General features: G+C 42.6%; 19 protein-coding genes and 3 tRNA genes. 10 read left to right on the top strand and 12 right to left on the bottom strand.

Annotated elements, in window-relative coordinates; all coding sequences use genetic code 11:
* Positions 1 to 597: 597 nt before the first annotated feature.
* Positions 598 to 1,680 carry a lysylphosphatidylglycerol synthase transmembrane domain-containing protein gene (locus ATH1_RS0104810; protein WP_010418308.1) on the bottom strand — a complete coding sequence of 361 codons (1,083 nt, stop codon included), beginning with the start codon at positions 1,678 to 1,680 and terminating at the stop codon, positions 598 to 600.
* 456 nt (positions 1,681 to 2,136) lie between these two features.
* A tRNA-Ala gene (locus ATH1_RS0104815) sits at positions 2,137 to 2,210 on the bottom strand.
* A gap of 303 nt (positions 2,211 to 2,513) precedes the next feature.
* Between ATH1_RS0104815 and ATH1_RS0104820 the strand changes: the two genes are divergently transcribed.
* Together ATH1_RS0104820 and hflX are read left to right on the top strand one after the other, a co-directional pair.
* Positions 2,514 to 3,194 carry an energy transducer TonB gene (locus ATH1_RS0104820; protein ID WP_010418317.1) on the top strand — a complete coding sequence of 227 codons (681 nt, stop codon included), beginning with the start codon at positions 2,514 to 2,516 and terminating at the stop codon, positions 3,192 to 3,194.
* A gap of 105 nt (positions 3,195 to 3,299) precedes the next feature.
* The gene (hflX, locus tag ATH1_RS0104825; protein ID WP_010418320.1) at positions 3,300 to 4,514 is read left to right on the top strand and encodes a GTPase HflX; all 1,215 of its coding nucleotides are present in this window, start codon (positions 3,300 to 3,302) and stop codon (positions 4,512 to 4,514) included.
* Between the two features lie 60 nt (positions 4,515 to 4,574).
* Here hflX and ATH1_RS0104830 read toward each other — a convergent pair whose 3' ends face one another.
* The 3 genes from ATH1_RS0104830 to sppA form a co-directional block, all read right to left on the bottom strand.
* Positions 4,575 to 5,387, bottom strand: coding sequence for a purine-nucleoside phosphorylase (locus ATH1_RS0104830; RefSeq protein WP_010418323.1), 813 nt, complete (start codon positions 5,385 to 5,387; stop codon positions 4,575 to 4,577).
* Positions 5,371 to 6,432 (bottom strand): tetraacyldisaccharide 4'-kinase, encoded by a 1,062-nt coding sequence (gene lpxK / locus ATH1_RS0104835; RefSeq protein WP_010418326.1) that lies wholly within the window; start codon positions 6,430 to 6,432, stop codon positions 5,371 to 5,373. The genes ATH1_RS0104830 and lpxK overlap by 17 nt, the downstream gene beginning before the upstream one ends.
* 80 nt (positions 6,433 to 6,512) lie before the next feature.
* Positions 6,513 to 8,285: a signal peptide peptidase SppA gene (gene sppA, locus ATH1_RS0104840; protein WP_010418328.1), complete on the bottom strand. Its 1,773-nt coding sequence runs from the start codon at positions 8,283 to 8,285 to the stop codon at positions 6,513 to 6,515.
* Positions 8,286 to 8,395: 110 nt separating this feature from the next.
* On the opposite strand from sppA, the gene folK reads away from it, so the two are divergent.
* On the top strand, positions 8,396 to 8,884 hold the full coding sequence (gene folK, locus ATH1_RS0104845; protein ID WP_010418331.1) for a 2-amino-4-hydroxy-6-hydroxymethyldihydropteridine diphosphokinase: 489 nt from the start codon (positions 8,396 to 8,398) through the stop codon (positions 8,882 to 8,884).
* Here the strand turns inward: folK and upp are convergent.
* The 7 genes from upp to ATH1_RS0104880 all read right to left on the bottom strand — a co-directional run bounded on the left by upp (position 8,881) and on the right by ATH1_RS0104880 (position 12,864).
* Complete coding sequence (gene upp / locus ATH1_RS0104850) at positions 8,881 to 9,534, bottom strand: uracil phosphoribosyltransferase (protein ID WP_010418334.1); 654 nt, start codon at positions 9,532 to 9,534, stop codon at positions 8,881 to 8,883. The two genes, folK and upp, sit on opposite strands and share 4 nt — an antisense overlap.
* A 70-nt stretch (positions 9,535 to 9,604) precedes the next feature.
* Positions 9,605 to 10,609, bottom strand: a complete 1,005-nt coding sequence (locus ATH1_RS0104855) for a hypothetical protein (RefSeq protein ID WP_010418339.1) — start codon at positions 10,607 to 10,609, stop codon at positions 9,605 to 9,607.
* Complete coding sequence (locus tag ATH1_RS0104860) at positions 10,609 to 11,457, bottom strand: hypothetical protein (RefSeq protein ID WP_010418340.1); 849 nt, start codon at positions 11,455 to 11,457, stop codon at positions 10,609 to 10,611. The genes ATH1_RS0104855 and ATH1_RS0104860 overlap by 1 nt, the downstream gene beginning before the upstream one ends.
* A gap of 115 nt (positions 11,458 to 11,572) precedes the next feature.
* Positions 11,573 to 12,394 carry a RadC family protein gene (gene radC / locus ATH1_RS0104865; RefSeq protein WP_010418342.1) on the bottom strand — a complete coding sequence of 274 codons (822 nt, stop codon included), beginning with the start codon at positions 12,392 to 12,394 and terminating at the stop codon, positions 11,573 to 11,575.
* Positions 12,395 to 12,407: 13 nt separating this feature from the next.
* Positions 12,408 to 12,479 (bottom strand) — tRNA-Glu (locus ATH1_RS0104870).
* Positions 12,480 to 12,498: 19 nt separating this feature from the next.
* Complete coding sequence (rpsT, locus tag ATH1_RS0104875) at positions 12,499 to 12,753, bottom strand: 30S ribosomal protein S20 (RefSeq protein ID WP_010418344.1); 255 nt, start codon at positions 12,751 to 12,753, stop codon at positions 12,499 to 12,501.
* 39 nt (positions 12,754 to 12,792) lie between these two features.
* Positions 12,793 to 12,864 (bottom strand) — tRNA-Glu (locus ATH1_RS0104880).
* 1,123 nt (positions 12,865 to 13,987) lie between these two features.
* Here ATH1_RS0104880 and gluP point away from each other — a divergent pair.
* The 7 genes from gluP to ATH1_RS0104915 all read left to right on the top strand — a co-directional run bounded on the left by gluP (position 13,988) and on the right by ATH1_RS0104915 (position 23,668).
* Complete coding sequence (gluP, locus tag ATH1_RS0104885) at positions 13,988 to 15,208, top strand: glucose/galactose MFS transporter (protein ID WP_010418348.1); 1,221 nt, start codon at positions 13,988 to 13,990, stop codon at positions 15,206 to 15,208.
* Between the two features lie 26 nt (positions 15,209 to 15,234).
* Positions 15,235 to 16,299 (top strand): LacI family DNA-binding transcriptional regulator, encoded by a 1,065-nt coding sequence (locus ATH1_RS0104890; RefSeq protein WP_010418351.1) that lies wholly within the window; start codon positions 15,235 to 15,237, stop codon positions 16,297 to 16,299.
* 374 nt (positions 16,300 to 16,673) lie between these two features.
* Entirely contained in the window at positions 16,674 to 17,924 is a 1,251-nt protein-coding gene (gene metK / locus ATH1_RS0104895) for a methionine adenosyltransferase (RefSeq protein WP_010418354.1), read from the top strand.
* 885 nt (positions 17,925 to 18,809) lie between these two features.
* Positions 18,810 to 19,925, top strand: coding sequence for a sugar transferase (locus tag ATH1_RS0104900; protein ID WP_010418357.1), 1,116 nt, complete (start codon positions 18,810 to 18,812; stop codon positions 19,923 to 19,925).
* Between the two features lie 8 nt (positions 19,926 to 19,933).
* Positions 19,934 to 21,388, top strand: a complete 1,455-nt coding sequence (locus tag ATH1_RS0104905) for an oligosaccharide flippase family protein (protein ID WP_010418360.1) — start codon at positions 19,934 to 19,936, stop codon at positions 21,386 to 21,388.
* Positions 21,385 to 22,746 carry a hypothetical protein gene (locus tag ATH1_RS0104910; RefSeq protein ID WP_010418362.1) on the top strand — a complete coding sequence of 454 codons (1,362 nt, stop codon included), beginning with the start codon at positions 21,385 to 21,387 and terminating at the stop codon, positions 22,744 to 22,746. The genes ATH1_RS0104905 and ATH1_RS0104910 overlap by 4 nt, the downstream gene beginning before the upstream one ends.
* Before the next feature lie 4 nt (positions 22,747 to 22,750).
* Positions 22,751 to 23,668: a glycosyltransferase gene (locus ATH1_RS0104915; RefSeq protein WP_010418366.1), complete on the top strand. Its 918-nt coding sequence runs from the start codon at positions 22,751 to 22,753 to the stop codon at positions 23,666 to 23,668.
* Positions 23,669 to 23,743 lie beyond the last annotated feature (75 nt).

The following is a 23,743-nucleotide window of genomic DNA, read 5'->3' on the forward strand; positions in this document are numbered from 1 at the left end:
TAAGAGATGCCCCAATTTTCATAGCCGCATAATAGTTTATTAAGGTCGGATAGCCTGCCCTGATTTATCGGGACAACTCGCATGATTTATTTTTTCATGTTCTTGTTGTGACAAACTTTGCCATGCTCGTTTTATCCGGGCAAAATCAGAGAATTGAAGGTTTGCGGATAGAGTGATTGAATCTATCTGAATTCATTCAGAGAGATGTCTGAAAGTGTAAATGCAAGGTACGATGCAATAGAAATATCTTCATGCAATTAGTCATAAAAATAAATGCTTTGGTCAAAGAAATTTCCTGTTCCGGGCGTCCTTTCATCTAACTCAGAGTCCCGGAAGCTCTATTTCAATTATTTGGAACATAGAGTCAGATGGTCTGTTTACCAGGCCAATTTTCGCAATAAACTGAAAGCCATTTCAACAAAATTTATTACTTCTGCCTTCTGTCTGTCAAACTTCTGCCAGCAACAAGTTATTTTATCTAACTCAAATCATAAGTTGACCCCAATATGATATTTATAGGCTTTTGTTATTTGTTTGAGTATGTCATTACCTGCAAATCCCCACTACTGAATACTGACTAAAAACTACTGACTTCTTTTATTTTCTTTTTGGTTTATGGCTTACAAAATGTTTCTTTATCCATCGGGGAACAAGAAAAGTACCTATAAAAAGATAAGGGTAATAGCTGATCATGCGCCAGAGGAAAGCCATGGCAACACCGGTTCCGGCTGGAATAAAAGCAGCCAGGAATTCTTTGAATACATATTCGGCGAAGCCACTTCCGCCGGGGGTAGGACTAATAAGCATCATAATCCACATTACCAGCTGTTTGGCAAAGACGTGGAAATGATCTTCCCAACCCAGCCATTTGATGCCGAAAAATGTAATAATAAGGGTATTAACGACCCAGTACCGGGCCGTCCAGCTAAAAAAAGTTGCCCCAAAAGCTTTTAGCCATTTCCGGAAAGGCCAGCCACTGAATTCCCGTGATGTTTGTATCAGATCGGTTCCCGATTCATTGGCCTGAGGGCGCCATTTACGGATAATGGGAAGTTTGAAAATCATTAAAAGTAACCACTTCAGGCCGCGCGGGTTGATGAATAAACCATAGCTTAACACCAGTGTGTATAGAAGTTTGATGGTATAACCACCAAGTGCAAGAAGGAAAAATTCATTCTGATACCATGGTATTGGTGCTGCTGAACTGTCTAACATGAAAATATCGGAACGCCCGAGTAACAGCAAAATAATCGGGAAAGTGAGGATGAAATAGAGTTCATCGAGGAAGGAAGTAACCATGACAACGGCCGTACTTCGCCCCACTCTGATTCCTTCTTTGTTGACGAAGAAAATGGCAACACTGGTACCTCCTATGGCAGATGGCGTAATTGACGATGTAAATTCCCAAAGCATGATTACATTAAACGCTTTCCGCCAGGTCAGTTCATTGTTGGTCAGAATTCGTATTCTGAGCATATAACCAAAGTCCCTGGTGGCCATCAATAAGAAAGAAAGTATGAGCCAGAAAACAGACCAGCCGGTAAAATTTATGAAATCAAAACTCTCGGGTTTAAATTCCCGGTATAACAGATATCCTGTTACCGATAGCCCGATCAATATTGGTAGTAAAATCCTTCCGGGTCTTATACTGCGTATTATTTTTCCTGAGTTGTCTGTCATTCAGATATCTGTTCGAGAGTTTTATATCGTTGAGTCCACTCTTAAAAGTTTCTTTTTGCCAGCCTCATTGTTGTAGGAAATTTTTAAACCCTTATTAACAATCAGTTAACTTCGGTTCAAGAATTTCCTTCGCTTCGACCCTGACAAAAATAGCTCTTTTAGCAACAGACTCAACGTTAGAATATTTCATCCGTATAAAATTTGTTTATTAAGGTCGGATGGAACTCGCATGCAAGAACTTATACATATTCTTATTGTAGCAAACTTTGCCATGCTCGATTCATTCAGCATCGCCATATAGCCATTGTAGGCGAGCCAAACCTTCTATAAAAAGCAAATTTACAGTATCCGTCGCATTACAGAAAGGGTTGATGTTAAACTTTCTGAAAATGATATTAATTAAAATAAAAAAACCGGACATTTTGTCCGGTTTTTCGTATATTAGTATAAAAACAGTGGAGATGAGGGGAGTCGAACCCCTGACCTCATGACTGCCAGTCATGCGCTCTAGCCAACTGAGCTACACCCCCGTTTTAGCGAGGCAAATATAATTGAAAATCGGGATATGGAAAAGGAATTCTGGAAAAAAGTAGTTTGGTTTGATTGTTGCGTATTTTTATGTGTTAAGGATTTGATTTTTAATTATTATTGACACTATCAGAAGAAAATTGTAATTTTTAATGATTAAAAAGAGTTGCAAAAAATGCATCGGTTTGATAATAAAATCCTATTTTTAACCTCTCGTTTGAGAATTAATGACTCAAACGTGCGAGACACCGACAATTGAGAAAAATTTAAGTTATTAAATTAGGCACCAAAATTCGATTTTTATTATGGAAGTAAAAAAGTCGCCAAAAGCAGATTTGGAAAACAAAAAGACGGTCTTTATGCAGATCGGTCTTGTTGTGGTGCTTTCTCTGGTTTTCATTGCCTTCGAGTGGACAACAACAGAAACAAACGTTAACGAGGGATTGAAAATTGAAGAAGAGGAAGTAGAAGAAGAGATCATTCCGATCACCCGTCAGGAAGAAGTGAAGCCGCCACCACCACCGCCACCGCCAAAAGTCACTGATGTATTGAATATTGTAGAGGACGATGTGGAGCTTGAGGAAGAGTTGGTTATTCAGGATACAGAGGCAACAGAAGATACCGAAGTGGATTTTTCTGATATGACCACTGAAGAGGAACCGGAAGATGGTCCTGTATTTTTCATTGTTGAGGAAATGCCCGAGTTCCCAGGGGGAGAAAAGGCACTTCACCAATATCTGGCCAGTACAATTCAATATCCTGTTATTGCTCAGGAAAACGGAATTCAAGGACGTGTTTACGTGAAGTTCGTGGTGAATACCGATGGTTCCATCACTGATGTGGAGATTGCACGTGGCGTTGATCCAAGTCTTGATAAAGAGGCCCTGAGGGTGGTGAAGAACATGCCGAAATGGAAACCCGGCAGGCAACGGAACAAGCCGGTAAGAGTTTCATATACAGTTCCGATTAACTTTGTTTTACAGTAAAAATCTGAATTGTTAGATAATCAGAAATAGGACGAGGGACTGTCAACGCAGACAGTCCCTTTGTTTTTGGTATCAATTTCTTCTCCTTATCAATCCGGCAAATTAATGAACGATTTAATTTCTACTGAAAAAGAACTGGAAAAAGTTGTTTTGGTGGCTGTCCGAACTCCTGATGTGAGTGAACGGGAGGTGAACGAATATCTTGACGAACTGGCTTTTTTGGCCGAAACCGCCGGAGCTGTTCCTGTCAGAAGGTTTATTCAGTCGTTACCGATACACGATAACCGCTATTATGTAGGTAGTGGAAAACTGGAAGAGATAATCGCGTATGTAAAGGTACACGAAGATGTGAGCGCCATTATCTTCGATGACGAATTAACACCCTCGCAGCTAAAAAACCTTGAAGCGGCTTTTCAAAGACGCATTCTTGACAGAACTAATCTTATTCTCGATATTTTTGCGAAGAGAGCCAGAACGGCGCATGCAAAAACACAGGTCGAACTGGCCCAGTATCAGTATCTTTTACCAAGGTTGACAAGGATGTGGACACACCTGGAAAGACAACGCGGGGGTATCGGTATGCGCGGGCCCGGTGAGAAAGAGATTGAAACCGACCGCAGAATTATTCGTGACAAAATAGCCAGGCTGAAGACTGAACTTCAGAAAATTGACCGGCAGAAGGCCACCCAGCGCAAGAATCGCGGTAAATTGGTACGTGTTGCCCTGGTAGGTTATACCAACGTGGGGAAGAGTACTTTAATGAATGCGCTTGCAAAAAGTGATGTTTTTGCCGAGAATAAATTATTTGCCACGCTCGATACAACGGTGCGAAAGGTTGTAGTGGGAAATTTACCGTTTCTTTTAGCCGACACGGTGGGTTTTATACGGAAGCTTCCGCATCATCTGGTTGAGTCGTTCAAATCGACCTTGGATGAGGTAAGGGAAGCCGATATTTTGCTGCATGTTGTGGATATTTCTCATCCCGGGTTTGAGCAGCAAATTGAGGTGGTAAACCAAACCCTTCATGAAATAGATGAGCGCGAAAAACCGATGATCATGGTTTTTAATAAGGTGGATGCGTTTACTTATACAAAAAAGGAGGATGACGATCTGACGCCTGCCACCCGTGAGAATTATTCATTGGATGATATGAAGAAGAGCTGGATGGCTAAAGCCTCGAAAAGCATTTTTATATCGGCCAGGGAGAAAACCAACTTTGAAGAATTCAGGGAATTGTTATATCGTGAAGTGGTAAAAATACATGTTACGCGTTTCCCTTTCAATGATTTTCTCTATCCTGACATTGAGGTGGGAGAATAGTCTGTATAAAAAAACAGAGTAACCCTTTGCTTTAGACAAGGGTTACTCTGCCTTTTCAAATCAAACAGAAGCGACGAGTTCTGCTATTATCTTTGTCATTCTGGGTTCTGCTTTAGCTGCAACTTCCTGCACCTCCTTATGCGATATTTCAACAATTTGTCCCGGTACTCCGGAATCGGTAATAATACTTATCCCGAAGCAGGTGATACCTGCATGGCGGGCGACTATTACTTCGGGGACTGTTGACATTCCAACTGCATCGCCACCAATCACACGAAAGAATTTATATTCTGCAGGTGTCTCAAAGGAGGGGCCTGCCGTTCCTACATATACGCCTTTTCGGAGTTCAATACCGGTTTTTTCTGCTATTTCGAAAGCTCTGTTGGTAAGTGTCCGGCTGTATGGCTCGCTCATGTCGGGGAAACGGGGGCCAAGCTCATTAATGTTTTTTCCGATAAGCGGATTGTCACCAAACATGTTGATATGGTCAGTAATAACCATAATATCGCCGACTTTGAAATCGGGATTGAGGCCTCCGCTTGCATTCGAAACAAATAAATTTTTTATACCGAGTGCTTGCATTACACGAACGGGGAAAGTGACCTGTTGCATGGAATATCCCTCGTAGTAATGAAAACGGCCTTGCATGGCAACTATTTCATTACCCCTGATGCTCCCAAAGATAAGTCTTCCTTCATGTCCTTCAACCGTTGAAACGGGGAAATTGGGAATATCACCATAGGCAATGGTATCCCGGATGTCGATTTCGTTGACCAATCCGCCGAGCCCTGTCCCAAGGATTATTCCGGTGAAGGTATTGGGCGAGTAGTATTTCCTGAGATAATCGGCTGTTTCTTTAATTTGTTTCAACATAATTATTTACGGTTTTTAAAAAGATGTTCTTTTTGTTGAATAGTATCTTAAGTTCGATGGGAATATACCATATTTTTTCATGTAAGCCCGGACTTGTTACTTTCTGTTTCAGTCTGACAGCATCTTTTTCGGTGGTAAAGATAATGGTTTCCGGAGTTGACTTACTTAAAATATTCCCCAGTTTTTCGATGTCTTTCGATGTGTAGTCATGATGGTCGGGATAGGAAATGTCTTTAATAACGTTGCCATATTTTTTCACTTCTGAAAAAAAGGGCTTTGGATTTCCAATACCGGCAAGAGCTATGATGTCCGGATTTTCCGGGAAAATTTTATTGCATGCGTTTTGGGTATCTCCAAGCCCTAAAAGGGATTGTGGGGATTGATAGGCAATACTGCTGAAAAAAAGCTGCTGGGATGGGAGGAGTGACAGTTTTTTTTGGATTTCATTCGCTTCGTCCGGTGACATATCGACAGGGCATTTGTTGACCAGGATCACTTGTGCACGGTTCATTCCTTTTCGCGGTTCCCTGAGATTTCCGGCGGGTAAACACAGATCATTGTATACCGGCCGGTAATAGTCGGTTACCACGATAGATAGTCGGGGTTTGACTGCCCGGTGTTGAAAGGCATCGTCCAGAAATACTATGTCGGGTACAGGCTCCGATTTCAGCAATATGTTCATTCCTGAGACACGTTTTTCAGCCACAACTATTTTCAGTCCCGGAAATTTAAGTTTCATTTGTACAGGCTCATCGCCAATAGTTTCGGGCGTGCTGTGCTCCGCTGCAACGATCGGACCTTTTGTCTTTCGGCCATATCCTCTGCTTAGGAGCGCGCAATGGTATGCAGAAAAATGTTTGATGAGAAACTCCGTCAGAGGTGTTTTCCCTGTACCTCCAACCGTAAGATTGCCGATTGATATAACCGGCACAGGAAAAGAATACGATCTGATAATACCCTTGTTGTAGAGGAAATTTCTTAGCCCGGCAATTGCACAGAATAATGCGGAAAAAGGAAAAAGCAGGGTGCGGAGAGACCGTATCATCTGGATGGTTTATTTGATTACATTAAAAAGGCGCATAAAGCAGGCTGTGCTTCATGCGCCATTTACCTGAATATTGTGTTTTAGTTAAGACTTAATTCGTAAGGCATACGTGCCTGAACAGGATAGGCATTCTTCAGATTTTCGATGGTTTGGAGTATTTTGCCATATTCAGAACTACCCCGGAAAAAGTTCTTCATATATGCTTTCGCGTCGCCTGTTAAATCCTTCATGAATTGTTCAAATGGTGGCAAAACTTCCGGCAGCTCTACAATCCTGTAATCTTCTGCAATACCGGCTTTTTCTGCTGCCAGGTCGATCGCAACATCGATACCTCCCAACACATCAACCAGGTTAATATCCAGTGCATTTTCACCGCTCCATACACGCCCCTGTCCTATTTCATCAATGGCTGCTTTGGTTGTATTCCTTCCGTCGGCACAATGTTCTACAAAAATGTCGTAGGTTTTCTCCACGTAAGCCTGCATCAGCTCCTTCTCTTCAGGGGTAAAGGGGCGATCGATGGCCGGTATGTCGGAGAATTTATTGGTTTTGACACGATCGGTGGTGATTCCTATTTTATTGAACAGCCCTTTCACATTAGGAATGAGTCCGAAAACACCGATGGAGCCTGTGAGTGTATTGGGCTGGGCAACAATGGTATCGGCCGGGCAGGCAATGTAATATCCGCCCGAGGCGGCCAAATCACCCATAGAAACGATCAAAGGCTTCTCTTCGGTGGTTAATTTTACTTCTCTCCAGATGATCTCGGAACCTAAAGCGGATCCTCCCGGAGAATTGATACGCAAAACGACCGCCTTAATTGTGGAGTCACGTCGGGCTTCACGGATGGTACGCGACAGGTCTTCCGAAATGATCCCTTCGGTATCCGAACCATCAATTTCACCTTCGGCATAAATAACTGCCAGCTTGTTTTTGGAGATTCCTTTTTTCTCATCGGCCACATAAACACTGGCATATTTTCGTATGTCAATGCTGTTCAGGTCTTTTTCATAATCGGTATTGGTCGAATCTTTAAGTTCGTTAATCACCTGGTCTTTATATTTCAACCCGTCTATAAGTCCCGACTGTAACAGAAATTCTTCATCTCTGAACATAGGTACCTGGTCGGCGATCTGGTTGAGTGTTTCTGTCGATAATCCCCTCGATTCGGCGACATTGACAGTAAGATGATCCCAGATAGACCGGGTATAAGTAATGGTTTGCAGGCGGGCTGCTTCACTCATGTCGGTGCGGGTAAAAGGCTCTACTGCCGATTTGAATTCGCCATGCCGGAATACCTGCATTTCAATGCCTAGTTTTTCCAGTGTATTCCTGAAAAAGGTACGCTGGGCACTGATGCCCTGAAATTCGAGCATCCCGCCGGGTGTCAGGTAAATCTTGTCGGCTGCTGTTGCCAGGTAGTATGATTTTTGTGAATAAACAGGGGCATTGCTGATAATGAATTTTCCGGTCTTCCTGAATTTAAGGAGGGCATCTCTTATCTCTTCAACGGAGGCATGCCCGGCTATAACCATTCCCGATTCCAGGTAAATACCTTTGATGCGGTCGTCGCGACCGGCTTTCCCGATGCTTGAAAGAATCTGGTTCAGACCGATGGGGGCAGCTTCTCCCAAAAGTTTGGAGAAGGCTTCGGCGATGGGGTCAGAAGTTTTTCTCTCAACGACAGGGCCGTCAAGTTTCATAACAAGGAGAGAATTGTCTTTTACGGTGATTTCTTTCTGAGTGGAAGAAGCCAGAATTCCAACCATGATAAAGAAGGCTATCATAAGAATGCCGATGGTGACAAAAGCGCCAACTATGACAGCCAGCGTGTACTTTAGAAATTTTTTCATTTTTTAAATAATTACAGGGTTAATATTTGGAAAAATAATATTTTGCGTTGTTTTTCACTTCGTACAAATTTGCGAAAAAAATCTTTAATTGGATTGATTAATTTTAATTGATGGCACAAATTATTTTATTGCTGGGTGGAAACGAAAACAATACCGGTGAAGCATTCAGTACAGCGATTGAAAAAATAGGGCAAAAAATTGGTCCGGTTGGCAACCGGTCAGGTCTTTATACGAGTCCTCCCTGGGGGTTTGAACACCCCGATTGGTTTTTGAATCAGGTGCTGGAGGTGGAAAGCTCATTACCGCCGGCGCAAATATTGCGGCAAACCCGGTTGATTGAGCAGGAACTGGGCCGAACAACGAAGACCAAAGATCGCTATGAAGCCCGCCTGATAGATATTGATATTCTATTTATTGATAATTTGGTTATTGATAAGCCTGATTTGCAAATTCCGCATCCGCGATTGCATCTTCGGCGTTTTACCTTAATGCCACTCGATGAGGTGATGGCCGGTTTTGTTCATCCTGTTTTAAAGAAAACAATTCATGTCCTGCTTCAGGAGTGCAGTGATACCGGTGATGTAAGGCGGGTCGGCTAAAGCTTCGGGCCGTATGCCAGATCACCGGCATCGCCGATTCCCGGGACGATGTATGATTTGGCGTTGAGCTCATCATCGACAACGGCGAGCCACAGGGTTATAGGTTCATCTTCGAAAATTTCCGAGATATAGTCAACCCCGGCCTGGCTGGCTACGATACTGACAAGGTGGACGTGCTCGGGTTGTCCGTTGGCAAGGATGGCTTTATAGGCCAGTTCAAGGGAAGAGCCGGTTGCAAGCATGGGATCGGCCATAATTACCGTTTTCCCGTTGAGATCGGGGGCTGAAATGTATTCGATGTGGATGTCGAAATCCCCGTCTTCGGTGTATTTTCTGAATGCCGATACGAAACCGTTTTCTGCCCGGTCGAAGTAGTTCAGAAGTCCGTTATGAAGAGGGACTCCAGCCCTGAGAATGGAGGTTATCACAAGTTTTTCCCGGGGTAGCCATTCGGTGGCTGTTCCGAGGGGAGTGGTAATTTCTTTGGGTTTGTAAGTAAGTGTTTTACTGATTTCGTAGGCGAAAATTTCTCCAATACGTTCCAGGTTACGACGAAAGCGAAGGGGGTCGTTTTGAATTTCCACATCCCGCATTTCGGCAACAAATGTGCTGAGAATGCTAACGGGCTGATTAATTTGCCTGATTTCCATTTGCCGATTTTTATCTGCAAAAATAATGTTTAAGTCCGAATTTTCCATTTTGATTTAGGCGCAGGCTCACTTATGTCCGAAACAAATACCTCAGTTTGAACAGGAGGTTTTTGTTTTTTGCCATTCTCAAAGGCTGGGGCAGCCGGTTAATGGTAACAGTGCAATAAGGCACCGGCCTGGCTCCAAAGCGGCGGTTAAATGTGGCTACGTTTGGTAAAACAGAGCCTGCAAAGTCAATCACCATGTCCTGTCCTGAGTGTTCTTTTATGAAGTGATCAATGATGGCAAATGAGGTTTTAAATCTTCTTCCTTCGGGGGTAGCCAGGTGATATGGAATCACCCGTTTTTTGCCTTTCAGGAAGAAGGCTCCGCCAATTAGTTGGTTGTTTTTCCGGACAGAGCAGGTTTCACCCATATCATTTTCGAGGGCATATTTTGTCATGTTTTCGAAGCGTTTCCGGTATTGAGGAGGCATATAAAGTTCGGATCGGTTTTTTCCAATTTCCGCGATTAATGAAGTAAAGACCCCGGCGAAGGGGGTTGAATCAATGCTAAGGCCGGAATTATGGAAGGCTTTGATATTGCGACGATGCGTTCTTGAATAATTCCGGTATATTTTTTCATAATCGTTATTCAGATACAGTTCAAAAGTCTGTTTTATCCGGCATCCTTGAATCAGACTGATTTCCGATCGGGTGGGACTTCCATTGTAGTTAATGAATTTGAAACCGGAGAATGCAGGATGATCAAAGATGACAGGAAATAAATCAACAATCCGGGAATCGGAAGAGAAAATCCCCAGGGAAATAACTTCCTGTGGCATTTGCACGCTTAGAAAACCAAATTGTTTGACCACAGGTAAAGGCATTACGCCTATGTAGTCACCTATTATCACACCGTACCAGTCAGGAGTCAGGATGTCCAGGATTTTGCAACAAGCAAGCGGAGATTCATTTTTCGATTTGCTGACACAATCGTCCCACCGGTTTGCCTCAATGCTGTGCCGCGGCATTATTCTCAAAGGCAGATTATTTACTTCGCCCGGGGTAACAGATAATCCTTTTCTTCTCTTCATCAAAGAATTCCTTTTTTGTATCTGAGGCATTGATGATGGTCAAAATGTATCAATGATTTAAGTTGTTGACAACCAAACGGGATTTCCAGGGTGAGATTACTTTCACTATTGGTTTCCAGAATGTGATTAATAGCCCTGAATATAGCAAACCGTTTTTTGCCTTCATCGTTTTCAATGCAGTCGAAAAGAAACAGACGGTTGTTGGTTTTAATCAGGAAAAGAGCACCGATAAGTTCATTCCGGGATGAGTAAACACTGTATATGCCTGCACTTTTGTATCGTATGGCATAATTTACTATTCGTGTCAGCTGCATGTTTTGTACCGCCAGGCCCTTTTTTACTTTTCGTCTGAAAAACATATACTCATCGGTTCGGATGGAACGCATCACAAATGTGCCATCGTTTTGGTGCAGAAGTTTTTTTGCCTGTTCTGAATAGCGTTCAGTAATTTTCTCGTAGGGGGCGATCATGTCCAGAACGGGCACTTTTCGAATGCCTTTTTGCCGGCTTTCATGAATGCGATTGAGATGATTAAGCGTTAATGTTACATTGCGGTATGGAATGGCATTCAGAAAACGTGAAACTTTTTCTGCCGGAAGATGTTTTGAGGAAAAAACCCCAAGAAAAGGCGCCCTGGCAGGTTGTTTTACGGTAATTATTCCCAGTTTTTTTTGCAGGGGCAGCGGGCAGACGGTTTCATAATTTCCTTCTGCCAGCAGGTCCCAGTCGTCACATACCAGATCGAGAAACCAGGAGTAGGCAAATACATTGGTGTTAAATGATCTTTTGAGGCTGTTGTCGTAACGTACCCTGTTTATGTCCTTGTTTTTGATGTATTTTATTTCCATACGAAAATTTTCCCGGCTCAATTATTGAGCTGCGATTGTTTTTAAGAGCAATCATCCGAAGGCGGAATTCTGACCGACGAAAAGATAGTTCCGCCATTGTAATGTGGGTTAAAAGCTATATCTGTAATAGTCCCTCATCTGCAAAGCTAAAATAGTGGTTTTCGGCAATAATAACATGATCAAGTACACTAATGTCAAGAATTTTTCCGGCATGAGAAAGTTTTTGTGTGATTGAAATATCTGCCTTGCTGGGCTGACGGTTTCCGGAAGGGTGATTGTGGCAAAGAATTAATGAACTGGCATGTTGATAAAGTGCTTTTTCCATTATAAGTCGTACGTCAATAACTGTCCCTGATATTCCGCCTTTACTGGCATTGAATTGCTGGATAACTTTGTTGGCCTGATTGAGTATCAGTACCCAGAATTCTTCATGGGGGAGATCGGCCAGAACGGGATGCATCAAAGAAAAAACATCCTGGCTTTGTTTGATTTGCGGACGTTGTAACGGGGCACTCATCTGCCGCCGTCTTCCCAGTTCCATAGCGGCAACGATCGTTATGGCCTTGGCCTGTCCGATGCCATGATATTTCCGGCACAACGAATCGATGGTAATTTTGCCCAGTTCATTCAGGTTGTTGCGGGCATCCATCAGGATTTTTCTTGCTAGGTCGACGGCCGATTCTTTTTGACTGCCGGAGCCGATAAGAATGGCAAGAAGTTCGGCATCGGACAGAGAGGCTATTCCCTTTTGAAGAAGCTTTTCGCGCGGACGGTCCTGAACGGCCCAATGGCGAATACTTACTTTTTGATATTCTTCCATTGTCTTGAGTCTTGGCGACCCGAATACCCTGCAACTGTTTTTCCAGTCACGGCGGGTCAGGTTGGTTGAAAAAACAATGCTGTGAAGATACAAAAAAAAGCCTTCCCATGTATACATGAGAAGACTTTCGCAGTCCCTAGGGGAATCGAACCCCTGTTTCAAGAATGAAAATCTTGCGTCCTAACCACTAGACGAAGGGACCGTGAATGACTTATTCCTTGTTAAGCCATTTTGTTAATGTGCTTTGCCAGACTGGATTTCAGATTGGCAGCATTGTTCTTATGGATGATGTTCTTTTTGGCCAACTTGTCGATCATTGAGGTAACTTGCGGATACAAAGCCTCAGCTTCCGATTTTTCGGTCGTATTCCTCAACTTCTTGATAGCATTACGGGCTGTCTTGGCGTAATACTTGTTGTGAAGCTTTCGCTTCTCAATTTGACGAATTCTCTTTTTTGCCGATTGATGATTTGCCATCTCTATTCTTACTTAATGGTACAACTTTTTCTTTTTTTGCAGTCCCTAGGGGAATCGAACCCCTGTTTCAAGAATGAAAATCTTGCGTCCTAACCACTAGACGAAGGGACCCTAAAGCGTGTCAATTATTATTTAAGTGTCTTTTTCAAACGCGGATGCAAAGATAAATCAAATTTCACTTCCTGCAAATTTCAGTTACAAAAAATGTTACTGCTTCAAAAGTTTTCAGGCTAAATATTTTTTAAGGCTCTGATAAATTTTTCCACGCAAAAGGCGCAAATATTTGGACGCAAAAGCGCAAAAACTATATCCCGTTGCTGCGGATTTTTAATCCATACCTTTCTTAGTAGTGGATTTCTAATCACAGTTAACTTCCACTCATCTTTCATTCCGTATAAAATTAATCTAAGTAATTGGAATGATGCAACTTATTATTCTTTAATTGATTTTAGATTCTTCGCTCCGCTCAGAATGACAAACAGCTAAAGTTGAGGTTGAGGTTGAGGTTGAGATTAAGGTTAAGAGTTCACCACAGATTACACAGATTGACACAGATTTGACAATTATCAATCAGATAGAGATTCTTCGCTCCGCTCAGAATGACAGGATGCCCGGTGTCATTCTGAGGAGGAACGACGAAGAATCTGTTCCCTGTTTTTGGTTTCTTAGATGATTAGAGGTTAATTATACATGTTCTTTTGTGGCAAACCTTGTCATGCTCGTTTCATTTCATCTTAACTCTTATATCTAAAAATCTGATAATCTATTGTGGCAATCTTTGTCATGCTTGTTTCATAAATTTACATTGACGGGATAACAAATTGTGGATTACACATGTTAAATTTTATAATACCTGAAATATGATTATTATTAGATTCTTGTAAATTATTGAATTAAGAACTATGTGTACGAACACAAAATTTGTGTGTATTTTCTTTTTTACCGGGTTGATAATTCCTATTTTTGTATGGGAAGAAAAATTAGCAGATCGTTCGATTTTTAGATTTTAGAAATACAAGATTTAGACAAAATGTAACTTGATATTTTGAGATATTTACGTTCCGTTTTATCACGGGGTGATTGTCTGCTGTTTTGCAGAACTAATTCTAAGCGGGAGTAATCATCCTTTTATTCCTCATCCACAGAGGGATCATTATTGAATTATGCCGCATACCATCAATTGCCGGGCGGCCGGATTGAATCAGTATTTATTAAAAGCAAAAAATGAAACATTATGAGTGTTGAGGCCAAATCAAACGTTCAGGGGCGCAATCTTGTGATTGCTCTGATTATTCTTGGTACCATGTTTTTTTCCATTGGTTTTGCCCTTGGAATAAACAGTTATTTAATACCCTTGCTGAAAAGCCAGTTAAGTATCACATCGACAGAGTCGTATCTGGTTCTTGCTGCAACATTTTCAGCATTTTTGATTTTCGGATATCCGGCATCTTTCGTGATTGCGAAAATCGGATATAAACGAACCATGGCACTTTCGTTTCTGCTCTTTGCCATTGGGTTTTATCTGTACATTCCATCCGGGAATATGGAAAGTTTGCCATTGTTTCTTGTTGCCAGTTTTATTAGTGGTATGGGAAATACTTTCCTTCAGGCAACCGTAAATCCCTATGTGACGATACTTGGCCCTATTGATAGTGCGGCCCGGCGGATGAGTATTATGGGAATACTGAACAAGCTGGCCTGGCCGGTGGCTCCGCTTTTTCTTGCTTTGATCATAGGAAAGAGTGTTGATGATGTCCGTTTTGCAGATACCACATTGCCGTTCATAATTATTATCAGCGTTTTTGTATTGTTGGGTATCATAGCTTTGTTTTCTCCGCTTCCGGAAGTGAAGGCAGTAGGTGAGGATGAGGAGAATGTAGACGATTGTCCGTACGCGGCGAAGAAGACTTCTATATGGCAGTTTCCGCACCTGTTGCTCGGCATTTTGGCATTGTTTTTTTACGTTGGCGTTGAAACGGTTGCCCTGGGAACCCTGGTCGATTATGCAGAAACATTAAACCTGGCCAATCCGGAATGGTATGCCTGGATTGCTCCGGTAGGGATGGTGGCAGGTTATATCGTCGGGATAATTTTCATCCCTAAGTACCTGAGCCAGTCAACTGCGCTGGTGGCAAGTGCTATTGTTGCTATTGCCGGATCGCTGCTGGTTGTCTTGACACCTCCCGAAATATCTATCTTCTTTGTCGTTTTGGTTGCATTGGGCTGTGCTTTGATGTGGCCTGCTATATGGCCGTTGGCAATGACCGATCTTGGGAGATTTACAAAACAGGGCGGTTCATTGATGGTCGTTTCCATTGTTGGTGGCGCTTTAATACCGACACTTTATGGTTTTCTAAAAGACCTTTATGGTGCTCAAAATGCTTACTGGCTCGCAGTGCCTTTGTTTGGGTATATTTTATATTATGCGCTGAAAGGCCATAAAGTGAGAACTTAGTAATCTGACGATCCGTCTTTGATAATATGCCGAACAAAGGGAAAAAGATAGCAAGAATTAAAGATATTGCTGCGCTGGCAGAGGTATCGCCGGGGACGGTAGACCGTGTAATTCATAACCGCGGTAAGGTCTCTGAGAAGGCCAGAGAAAGGGTTTTGAAGAGCATGAAAGAGCTCAACTATGAGCCGAATATTATGGCTCGGGCACTTGTTTCTACCGGGGAATACAGGATTGCCGTGTTAATACCCGATCCCTCCAACGATGAGTACTGGGAAGCCCCCAACAGGGGGGTTGATCAGGCGGCTGAAGAGATGCGGCAATATGGCGTAGTTGTGGATAAATATCTTTTTCATCAGGAAGATGCACAATCTTTCAGGGAAAGTGCAAACAGAATTTCCGATATGAGCTATAACGGTATCCTGGTGGCTCCCATGTTTTACCGGGAGTCTCTTTCTTTCCTGAATCGGTGGAGCAAAGAAGGGATTCCGTTCAATCTGTTCAATACTAATATTCCCGATTACCAACCGGTATCTTATGTAGGCCAGGACTCCTATCAGAGTGGTGTGTTGGCCGGAAAACTCCTGCATTATGGCTGCGAAAAGGGAACTTTGGTAGTTGTCCATATTGATAAGGAAGTTTCCAACTTAACTCACCTGATAAGGAAAGAGCAGGGGTTTATTGACTACTTTGGTGAAAATAATGACACGGGTCGGATTAAAATTGTTCGAATTGAAGTCAATGACTGGGAGGACAAAGAAGCATGTCAAAAAAATCTGGATGCACTTTTTGAAAAATATTCCGACATCCGGGGCTTTTTTGTAACCAATTCGCGCGCCTATATTTTGGGAGATTATTTTAACCTGCGCCGTTTGAAAGGGATTAAGCTGGTAGGCTATGATCTACTTTCCAGGAATCTCTCGCTTTTGAATTCGGGAACCATTGATTTTTTAATCAATCAAAACCCGAAGGGACAAGGTTACCTGGGAATAACAATGCTGGTTGATCATCTGGTGTTTAAGAAAGAAGTTGAACCTATTAAGTATTTGCCCCTGGATGTTGTGACCAGGGAGAATGCTCAGTACTATATTTGAGATTTGTCACGTATGAATAGTCGGAATTCAGTCATTAGACAATAGGGCGAAGCATAGGACAGAGAGCATGAGGCATTGGGAATGGCCTAAAGAACGGCAGGGTTCCTCACACCGTTAAGATGTTCCGGAAGCCCACCCCATTCACTCATGTCCATGATTACCTGATATTATTTTTTTGAATAATTCTAAATAATTTGTATCTTTGCAATACAAAAGTGGATGGATTTGGCTGCTTGCAACCACTATAAAACAATGCTAAAATGTGATTTTTAGCCTGCCAGTTGTTTTTTCCATCCTTTGTTTTTATTGTATAATCTAAATTTGCCCGGCATTAATAAATGCTATGGGTAAATTGCAGTAATTCTTAAGTTATTATGGGATATCTGTTTACTTCAGAATCTGTGTCGGAGGGGCATCCCGATAAGGTTGCCGACCAGATATCGGATGCGGTATTGGATGAGTTGCTCCGTCAGGATCCGAATTCAAAAGTTGCCTGTGAAACATTGGTCACCACCGGGCTGGTAGTTGTAAGCGGGGAGATACGCACCAATGGCTATGTTCCGGTGCAACAGGTGGCACGCGATACCATTGAACGAATTGGCTATACGAAAGCCGATTATATGTTTGATTCGGGGTCGTGTGGCGTAATTTCTGCACTTCACGAGCAAAGTGATGATATTAATCGCGGCGTTGACAGGGATGGAGAAGATATGCAGGGCGCCGGTGACCAGGGAATGATGTTTGGTTATGCCTGTCGTGACACAGAAAATTTCATGCCGCTACCGTTGTATCTCTCTCATTATCTTCTTCAGGAACTGGCGGATATCCGTCGCGAAGGCAAAGAGATGACTTATTTGCGGCCCGACTCTAAATCGCAGGTCACTATTGAGTATGATGACGACAACATGCCCATTCATGTTAATACTATTGTTATATCTACCCAGCACGATCCATTCGATCCCAGCGATGAAGTGATGCATGATGTGATAGAGCATGATGTGGAAAATATTTTGATTCCAAGACTTAAAGCGAAACTTAAGCCTGAGCTTCAAAGACTTTTTAAGGGATATAAATTGTATGTAAATCCAACCGGTCGTTTTGTGATAGGCGGTCCGCACGGCGATACAGGACTGACCGGACGCAAAATTATTGTGGACACTTATGGAGGTAAGTGTGCTCACGGCGGAGGTGCCTTTTCGGGGAAGGATTGTTCAAAGGTAGACCGCTCTGCAGCCTATGCAACCCGTCATATTGCCAAAAATATGGTGGCGGCAGGTGTTGCCGATGAAGTGCTTGTGCATGTTGCCTACGCCATTGGCGTGGCAGAACCGGTAGGATTGTATGTAAATACTTACGGTACCTCGAGGGTTAACATGAGCGACGGGGAAATAGCCGAAAAGATCAGCGCGATATTCGACCTTCGTCCGGGAAAGATTATTAAGCGTCTGGGACTTAAAAACCCTATTTTTACACCGACTGCTGCTTACGGCCACATGGGACGCGACCCATATACGGCAAAAGTTAAATTCCTGGAAGATGGCAGGGAAGTGGAACGTGAGGTGGAATTTTTTACCTGGGAAAAACTCGACTATGTTGATCAGATAAAAGATGCTTTTGGATTATAGGATAATCCTTGTCCGTAATCAAAAGGTGATTACTGTGTTTGCTAATTTTTTATCTTTGTCACATCACCTCCTTTCTTTTTAGTTAGGGGAGTCGGAAGAGGAAGCGGTGGCTTGGACGGCAATTGGCTTCCTCTTCTTTTTTCCTTTAGGTTACACAGAGAGCACAGAGGAGACACAGAGTATGTTTTTTATTCTCTGGTTTCAGTGTTTACTTAGTGCCTATTTTGTTTCTTCTGTTTCAAATTATTTTCTTTTTGCGTTTACACAAAGTTTCAGCGGGGTTGATTTATTAAATTCTCGGTGAGGCTCTGAGCTTCCTCCATGGAACTCAGTGTAACAATATTTTTCATTTCCGTCATTATTTATAGCAGTGTTCAAAAAACTGTGTCATCTCCTTTTTCATCAGTATAAAATTAGTCTAAGTCATTGGTCTGATGGAACTCGCATGATTGATTCTATACATCAACTTTTGTGATAAACCTTGTCATGCTCGTTTCATCACTGTAAATATTCTTTCTTTATACGGGCAAGCTGTATTGTTGCATGGGGTTAGAAAAAAAGCTTAAAAGCAAAGACGTATGTTGTGTTTATAATTCACACTACCGGCTAATGACTAAAAACTAATGACTAAATTACTTATATCTAAAAATCTAAAAATCTATTAAGGTAAACCTTGTCATGCTCGTTTCATCCACAAAACAATTCTTTTTATACACTCTTTTAGTCAGTCTGCCAAATTGTTATTGAAGTTCATGCACAGCCGTTGTATTTTGACCAATATTGAAACTTCCATGATACAAAGCTCAAAGAAGAATAGAAATTCTATCATGGGAGTTCCCTTAGACTATATATAATAAAAACAGATTTTCTAAGGAATTAAAAAGCATGCTTCATTTCTATCATCAGACATCAATTGTTTCTGAAACAACGGTCACTCCCGCGCCACGCATAGCAGATGGGGGGAGAACGTTTCGGATAAAGAAGAAAATTGATGAATCGGTTTATCATTTTCTTGCCCGGTTTTGCGATGTAGAAGCCGAAGATTCGCTGGTGGTATCTACTTCCAATTCCTTCAATATTACCATCAGAGGCGGACAGCAATTCAGGACCATTATTAATCTTCAACGACTGAATGAAGTGAGGAAGCTTTGTGAATTCCTTGCCGAAACGAATCACCAATTGCGTGATGAGGGATTGTTCATTTGCTGCCTGGAAACCTCCAAACTGCGAAAACAAAGATTATTCCGGAAATATCCCCCGGGCATCCGGAAGCTGTATTATTTTTTTGATTACCTGATTAAGCGTGTGGCTCCGACAATGAGAGCCACCCGATGGTTTTACAAGCTGTTAACCGGCGATCGAAACAAGGTCATTTCTTTTTATGAGATGGTGGGGCGGTTAATTTATTGCGGTTTTCAGGTGGAGTATGATGAGGTGATTGATGGTCGTCACTACCTGGTGGCACGAAAAATTTCGCGGCCTCCTGCCAGCCGGTTAAAAGAACGCTACGGGTTACTTCTTTCCCTCAACAGGGTAGGGAGAGAGGGTAAAATGATCCGCGTTTATAAATTCCGTACCATGGTCGCATTCAGCGAATACGTTCAGGAACACATTTACAGGAAAAACAAACTGGGTGCTAACGGGAAATTCAGGGATGATAAACGTGTAACAATACTTGGCGGTATATTTCGTAAGTTCTGGATTGATGAATGGCCCATGATCATAAATTTATTGAAAGGAGAAATGAAACTGGTTGGAGTCCGGCCGCTTAGTCCTCAGTATCTTGCCCTTTATGATCCGGATGTAGTCCGCCGGCGTCTCTCGGTAAAGCCGGGGCTTGTCCCTCCGTTTTATGCCGATCTGCCATCGACACTGGAAGAAATTCAAGCTTCTGAAATTCGCTATATTGAACGCTATAAACAGGCCCCCTTCCGGACGGATGTGATATATCTCTTCAGGGCTTTGTGGAACATTGTTGGTTGTGGTGCCAGAAGTAAATAATTATTTGGATGGGAGAACGCAAAGCCTTCATCAAAGACACAGTTGTTTATGGACTTGGTAACGGGCTGAAGAAATTCATTGGTCTGTTTCTTCTTCCCTTTTATACTCGTGCTCTCAGCGTTGGCGAGTTTGGAATGCTTGAAACGCTTGGTACAACGGCCGCCCTGTTAGGCGGTTTTTTTTCGGCCGGCCTGGATTCATCCTGTGGGTTTTATTTTTTTAAAGCATCAGACGATCAAAAGGGAGATGTATTGTCGACAGCTTTTTTCCTACGGATTTTCTCATTTCTGCTGATTGTTCCGTTACTGTTTTTTCGTAATGGTTTTTCTCAACTTCTTTTTGGAAGCAAGGACTTTTCTTTTCTTGTCTTACTGCTGTTGATTTTGGTGCCTGTGAATCTGATGATGAGCGAACAGTCGCATTTGTTCCGGTATTTCAGGCAGCCATGGCGCTATAATTTGATAACGGTACTGAAGTCGCTGACCAATATTGGTTTGGGGATTACCCTGGTTATAGTGTTGAAACAAGGGGTAGAAGGTGCTATGTGGGCACGTATAGGGAGTAGTTTTCTGGTGGTGGTTGTGGCATTTGCCGGGTTTAATTTTCGGAAGTACAGTTTTCGTTTTTCCATGTATTGGGCCCGGCAACTGTTTAAATACGGATTTCCTCTTATATGGGTAGGTATAGCAACCTGGGTTTTCAACAGCAGCGATCGCTACTTTTTATTACATTATCGCGACCTGGATGAAGTGGGACTGTATTCCATCGGTGCCATTTTTTCTCAACCTGTACTTTTGGTCAATATGGCAGTTCAGATGAGTTTTGGTGTTTTGTTTTTTCAGGCATACTATGCCGAGAAGGATACACTCAAACCCCGATCACGGAAGATGGCCATTGATCTGTATCTGGTTTATCTGGCCGGTGCTGTGCTGCTGGCAACCGTATTGTCGGTTTTTGCAGATATTCTGGTGCCATTTGTAACCACGTCCGATTATTCCGAAGGATCCAGGGTTGTGCCGTTTCTTGTGTTTTCATATATTGCGGCACAATCGTTCCAAACCATGGGACCGGGCATCTCTTTGTCGGAAAAGACCTGGCACTATACCTGGATCACCGGATTAACGGCTCTGCTTAATATCGGGCTCAACTTTCTGTTGGTACCGCTCCTGGGGTTTTTGGGAGCCGGCGTGGCAACTCTTGCGTCGTTTGTGGTTTACTGGCAGGTAAAGGTTTGGGTGGCTGCCAGATATTTCCCCGTTGCATATCCTTTCCGGAGAATCAACTTGTTTTTCATCATGGGCTTGTCATTGTCAGTCGTGGTGGCGTTATGGCCTGGTCTTTTTGATATATGGCTGCGATCAGCCATCGTTCTGGTAGTAGCAGCTTCGGTTTTTTTGCTTAAATTGATGCCACCATCCATTCTTAAAAAGTTGTGGTTAAGATTTAAAAAAGGTGTTGGATGAACCCGGTTCTGATGATTTTTCTGCTTATTTCGCTGATGGTGTTTGGCATTATTGTCATCCGCCGATGGCCCGATCATGCTTTCTGGATTATAATCATCCTGCTATTTGATCCGTCCGGACATCTTACTGTATATTTTGGTAAAGAGGCGTTGGGCGGATTTCATTATCAGGATTTTTTATTTGTGCTTGCTTTTGTTCCTTTGTTGTCTTCAAAAGTTGAGGTTAAACACCTGCTTCATTTCCGGCCGTTTCTTATTTTGTTGGGGGTGCAGCTATTGTTTCTTCTTTACCATGTTTTTGTTTTCGGCTATTGGCAGCCTGGGAAAGGCTGGAGCTACCTGGTGCGTTACGTTTTGGTACGGGAACGCATGAGTGTATTCGGTTTTTTATTGATTATACCTGCGTTTGTTATGGCACGACGAAATCTTTCCATCCTTGTCGATGTCTTGGTATGGTCGTCTTTGGTAGTATTTATTCTTTTCTTTCTGACAATTTTAACAGATTTTGAGTTTATTCCGGTGTGGCAGGCCGAACGCTACCGGGGAACGGGAATAATGCGGTATTTTATGTATAGTGCAGGTCTCACCGATATGCTGATACCTTTGACATTTTTCGTGTTGTCACGAAAGATTAATTACCGTTACCGGTACTTGCTCTATATGGCAACAGTGTTATTTGTCATTGCCGTTATGCTGTCGCTGACAAAGAGTAATTACATTAACCTTGCCGGACTGGTGGTGGGATCACTTTTTTTGTATTACAGGTTATATAAAGCATCGCTGACCGGTTTGACGGGGATGTTGCTGGGGCCCGGCCTTGCATTACTGGTGATCATGTATATTGTGTTTCCGGAATATCCACAACTGGTTTGGCGACAGGTTGAAGATTTGTGGTTGCTTATGAGTGGTGATGCTTATACCAGTGGTGTCGTCGAAGGACGCCTGCTTAATCAATGGCCTGCACATCTTGCCCTTATTGAGCAGCATCCCTGGTTTGGCACGGGAGCCGATTTTGCAGGGCACTTCAGTTTGCGCTTCGATCCCTCCGATTATGAAGTAACTGACCTTCCAATAACGGGTCATCTGGCCATGTATGGTTTTGTGGGACTTGCCATTTACAGTTTGCTTTATGTGCAGTTTTGGCGTTACCTGGTTCGGGGATATAAAATAATGAAAGGCTATGTATTACATGTAAATGAAGTGGATATGGCTTTTTTCTTTGTCGTTTTTGCATGGGCGATAAAGACGTTTGTTTTTAAACCCAATTATCTTTTTAATGAGTTGACAACCGGAACGTTAATGATTAATCTCTATGTCGGAATTCTCATTGCCTTGCTTTACCGAAATATAAAGACCTGACTTTATGGTTCCCGAAATCGTCATACAACTGGTTTTATATAATGATGCCCCCTTTCTGCCGGGATTGTTGAGCTCTTTAAGAAAACAGACATTTAACAATTTTCATTTGATAGCTGTTGATAACAGCAGCGATGATTCGGCGGCAAAAAAATTCAGGGATTTATGGCCCGAAGGGGAATTGTACCGTTCAGACTGTAATCTTGGCTATGCAGGTGGACATACCCGGCTGATGGAAACAACACTTAAAAGAGGGGCTCCTTTTGCTTTAGTTTTAAATACCGATGTCCTTCTCCAGAAAGATTTCCTCAGGAATTTGCATGATCAGCTGGTCCGGTTTCCCGGAGTGGATGCCTGCGGCCCATTGATTTTGCAGGGGGTAAATAATCGGAAGACCAAAATTGTTCAGAATTACCGGTTGTACATGAATTTTCCTCTTGGTAAAAAATCGAGTCCCGACGAAGGCAGAATTTTAAGGTCGTACAAGGAACTGCCTGTTTCTGCTGATGTGGATTACTTGTCGGGAGTGGCTTTTATGATTCGGACCTCTGTATTTGAGAATATGTCCTTTTTTGATCCCGGGTTATTTCTGTATGGGGAAGAACGCGATTTCTTTTACAGATTTTCCAAAAGCGGATGCGTGGCAATGGTCACCCGAAAAGCTGTTTGCCGGCATTTGCATGACTGGGCGGCACAAAGCAAGGAAGGGTACAGAAGGGAATACTATTACCTGCGACGAAACAAGATACTCTACTTCAAAAAATATAATTTCCGTAAAGGCCTGATCAGATTTCTCTTTTTTGAATTCATTAAGCTGCCTGTGATATTGGTTTGGAGCATCAGGAAAGGCGGAATAAAAATGTTTGGATGGTATTGGTTGGGTATATGGCATGGATTGACGGGGAAGAAAGGCAGATATATTTAGGGTCTGCTGAAAAAGTCAGCAGCCTGTTTTAAATTTATTTTCCATTGTTCTTTTTGGGGCAATGCCAAAAATTTC

This window comes from Anaerophaga thermohalophila DSM 12881 (assembly GCF_000191885.1).
Classification (GTDB): domain Bacteria; phylum Bacteroidota; class Bacteroidia; order Bacteroidales; family Marinilabiliaceae; genus Anaerophaga; species Anaerophaga thermohalophila.

Coding starts and splice junctions, on each gene's coding strand:
- lpxK (WP_010418326.1), bottom strand. CDS start 6,432: ATGATACGGTCTCTCCGCACCCTGCTTTTTCCTTTTTCCGCATTATTC.
- ATH1_RS0104820 (WP_010418317.1), top strand. CDS start 2,514: ATGGAAGTAAAAAAGTCGCCAAAAGCAGATTTGGAAAACAAAAAGACG.
- sppA (WP_010418328.1), bottom strand. CDS start 8,285: ATGAAAAAATTTCTAAAGTACACGCTGGCTGTCATAGTTGGCGCTTTT.
- ATH1_RS0104860 (WP_010418340.1), bottom strand. CDS start 11,457: ATGGAAATAAAATACATCAAAAACAAGGACATAAACAGGGTACGTTAC.
- upp (WP_010418334.1), bottom strand. CDS start 9,534: ATGGAAATCAGGCAAATTAATCAGCCCGTTAGCATTCTCAGCACATTT.
- radC (WP_010418342.1), bottom strand. CDS start 12,394: ATGTATACATGGGAAGGCTTTTTTTTGTATCTTCACAGCATTGTTTTT.
- ATH1_RS0104900 (WP_010418357.1), top strand. CDS start 18,810: ATGCTTCATTTCTATCATCAGACATCAATTGTTTCTGAAACAACGGTC.
- ATH1_RS0104910 (WP_010418362.1), top strand. CDS start 21,385: ATGAACCCGGTTCTGATGATTTTTCTGCTTATTTCGCTGATGGTGTTT.
- metK (WP_010418354.1), top strand. CDS start 16,674: ATGGGATATCTGTTTACTTCAGAATCTGTGTCGGAGGGGCATCCCGAT.
- folK (WP_010418331.1), top strand. CDS start 8,396: ATGGCACAAATTATTTTATTGCTGGGTGGAAACGAAAACAATACCGGT.
- hflX (WP_010418320.1), top strand. CDS start 3,300: ATGAACGATTTAATTTCTACTGAAAAAGAACTGGAAAAAGTTGTTTTG.
- ATH1_RS0104855 (WP_010418339.1), bottom strand. CDS start 10,609: ATGAAGAGAAGAAAAGGATTATCTGTTACCCCGGGCGAAGTAAATAAT.
- ATH1_RS0104905 (WP_010418360.1), top strand. CDS start 19,934: ATGGGAGAACGCAAAGCCTTCATCAAAGACACAGTTGTTTATGGACTT.
- rpsT (WP_010418344.1), bottom strand. CDS start 12,753: ATGGCAAATCATCAATCGGCAAAAAAGAGAATTCGTCAAATTGAGAAG.
- ATH1_RS0104810 (WP_010418308.1), bottom strand. CDS start 1,680: ATGACAGACAACTCAGGAAAAATAATACGCAGTATAAGACCCGGAAGG.
- ATH1_RS0104890 (WP_010418351.1), top strand. CDS start 15,235: ATGCCGAACAAAGGGAAAAAGATAGCAAGAATTAAAGATATTGCTGCG.
- ATH1_RS0104830 (WP_010418323.1), bottom strand. CDS start 5,387: ATGTTGAAACAAATTAAAGAAACAGCCGATTATCTCAGGAAATACTAC.
- gluP (WP_010418348.1), top strand. CDS start 13,988: ATGAGTGTTGAGGCCAAATCAAACGTTCAGGGGCGCAATCTTGTGATT.
- ATH1_RS0104915 (WP_010418366.1), top strand. CDS start 22,751: ATGGTTCCCGAAATCGTCATACAACTGGTTTTATATAATGATGCCCCC.